At 40.3% G+C, this 380-nt stretch carries 1 protein-coding gene; it reads right to left on the minus strand.

Annotated features, from left to right (window positions below; translation table 11 throughout):
* Positions 1-311: IS200/IS605 family transposase (gene tnpA, locus ACYQ4S_RS12415; protein WP_459771485.1), on the minus strand; the 311-nt coding region annotated here is incomplete at its 3' end.
* Between the last annotated feature and the right edge of the window lie 69 nt (positions 312-380).

Consider the following 380-nt stretch of genomic DNA (forward strand, 5'->3'; position numbering starts at 1 on the left):
TTTCGATTCCCATATCGGTATTTCAAATTGGCATGTCGATCGAAAATCATCAGGCTACTTTTTCCTTTCAAATACCCCATGAACTGAGATACACTCAACTTTGGTGGGATACTAACTAACATATGAATGTGATCCTTGCACGCATTCGCTTCGTGTATTTCCACTCCTTTTCTCTGACAAAGTTCTCGGATAATCTCACCGATGCTCTGTTTATACTTGCCATATATTATCTGTCTTCTGTACTTGTGTGCGGAAACGATGTGATACTTACATCTCCATTGTGAATGTGCTAAACTGTTCTTGTCCTTCATGGGACGCCTCCTTCAATGATTTGAGTAAGTGGTCGGGAAACCAACTTTATCTTATCATGAAGTGAGGCT

It is taken from the genome of Alkalibacterium sp. s-m-28 (genome assembly GCF_054658175.1).